The organism is Salmonella sp. SAL4457 (genome assembly GCF_046548235.1).
GTDB lineage: Bacteria > Pseudomonadota > Gammaproteobacteria > Enterobacterales > Enterobacteriaceae > Salmonella > Salmonella enterica.
Map to the genome: position 1 here is coordinate 1 of NZ_JBGDZO010000140.1, position 365 is coordinate 365.

Annotated in this window: 1 protein-coding gene; it reads right to left on the reverse strand. The window is 67.1% G+C overall.

What is annotated here, in order from left to right; translation table 11 throughout:
- The coding region (locus ACLJNW_RS23615; RefSeq protein ID WP_410961141.1) for a molybdopterin dinucleotide binding domain-containing protein at window positions 1-365 on the reverse strand (365 nt) is incomplete at both ends.

Genomic DNA, 365 nt, shown 5'->3' on the forward strand with positions numbered 1-365 from the left:
TCTTGCGCACCACGACGAACTCGTCGCGGTTGCAGCCGACCGAGCCGTAGTAGTTGAAGCCCCAGGCCTGCTGGGCGTAGCCGCCGATCATGTGGGTCGGCTTGAGCACCACGCGGGTCACCGAGTTGTGGTGGCCGCCACGGGTGCCGGTGGTCTCGCTGCCGGGTACGTTCACGATGCGTTCCTGGGCGTGGTACATCATCACCATGCCGTCCTTGACCCGCTGGCTGACCACCGCGCGGCAGGTCGCCGCGCCGTTGGCGTTGAACACCTCGACCCAGTCGTTATCGACGATCCCGGCCTTGGCCGCGTCGTGCTCGCTGAGCCAGATGATCGGACCGCCGCGCGACAGGGTGAGCATCAGC